The sequence below is a fragment of the Commensalibacter intestini A911 genome (assembly GCF_000231445.1).
In the GTDB taxonomy this organism is placed as follows: Bacteria; Pseudomonadota; Alphaproteobacteria; order Acetobacterales; family Acetobacteraceae; genus Commensalibacter; species Commensalibacter intestini.
In genome coordinates, this window is the sequence record NZ_AGFR01000008.1 from 1 (window position 1) to 1,732 (window position 1,732).

Annotated in this window: 1 protein-coding gene; it reads right to left on the minus strand. The window is 37.8% G+C overall.

All coding sequences use genetic code 11. The annotated features are described in order from the left end of the window. The coding region (locus CIN_RS07225) for a Hint domain-containing protein (RefSeq protein ID WP_040364180.1) at positions 1–1,552 on the minus strand (1,552 nt) is incomplete at its 3' end. Positions 1,553–1,732: the final 180 nt, after the last annotated feature.

Sequence of the window (1,732 nt, forward strand, 5' to 3'; positions counted from 1 at the left end):
GAGCAGGAACAAAATGACCATCAATAAATAAACAATGTTCTGAGGTAATTAATAAATCTTTATTAGGAACATTCTTCTTAAAAGCATCTTTTAAAATACGAACTGGATAGCCCGCTTGATCATCTGGTAATTTCGCATTCACATGAGCTGTTTGTTTGCCAACCCACGTAATTTTCTTTTTTACTTTTGCCTTACTCTGCGGATCATAAGTTAAAATCGTATCTCCAACTTGAAGATCTTCAACCGCACAAACCCCTTTGGCCATCTTAATCAACGTGCCAGACAAGAAACATACAATCATGGTTAAATCACCACTAGCATCACTGCCTAATGTGTATCCACTTTCTTTAATTCCAACAATATTAAGGGTTAGTGAAGTCCCATCTAATAATTGCAACGTAATATGGTTATCATCTGGATAAGCCACAGAGGAAACATTCGCACCTTGTAATCCATCAACCGTTACTTGTTTATTAGAGTCTGCTGTTAGCCCCGATATCACTGTTGTCATACTGTCATTCTGACCTGCAACATAACCAGAAATTACTAAACCTTTATTCTGATCACCAACTAAATCAATAGTACCACCATTAGACATTCCAATAGTCATACTACCACCAGCACTCAGGATAACATTACCTTCTATTTTTCCATCACTTCCAATAGATGCATAACCACCATTACGGATAATCATGCTTCCTGAAACTGTTCCATCTAACTGTAAATAGCCACCATTAATAGTAACATCGCTCGTTACACCACCAACATCCACAAAAGAGGATCCAAGACTATATATGGTAGTACTAGTAGCGCCCCCCCCCGAATATACATATTGTTGTGCTGTGCTTGCAAGAAACGTATTATTCGTAACGCCGCCATCATAAACATACTGTGTAGCAGGGTAAGAAAAATAGTGCCCCATATAACCAGAGAGCATTACATGATTGACAACACCACCAGAAGAAATATATTGTGTTCCAGCGCTTACGATAGCATTTGCAACAGTTCCGCCATCTAGAACATATTGTTTTGCTTCACCTAACGTTATTAGTGTTTGACCGCCATCCATCCAGCCGCCCACACTTTCCCAAATCGTAACACCATCTACTACTCCTCCTGCTGATACATACTGTATCGCAGTATTTGTAGCGTATTGAAAAACACTATTACCAATTACAGTCGATCCAGGTTGCAGTACATTTACAGCTACAGATAACCATGCTGATGTGACTACCCCACCAATAACATATTGCTGACCGTTATCAATAAGCACATTAGTATCTATTCCACCAGAGAGAATACTTTGAGTGCCTCCATCAATCAATATTGAACTCGTAATACCTCCCGATAAAACACTTAGCTCCCCACCAGGAAGCAGTGCAATACCACTCATAGTTTCGCCAGAAGATATTACTGTTGCTACACTAACTATCGGGGGCATTACTTCATCAGCAGGCGATATCATACTTGCACCGTTAACAACTATATTTGAACTCGCATAATCACTTTCTACGACACTATTTAAATCATTTGATCCACTTGTTACACTCATCAAACTTGCTCTCCATTACTGCCATTACAACTTAAACTCATTTATAAAAGACATTTATATTCATCACTATAACACAATCAATTTATTAAAATAAATCATTTAATGAAAACAATAAAAAAGGGTAGATGTTACATAAACACCTACCCTTTTAATACGAGACTTACTCTAAAGAATATAGAG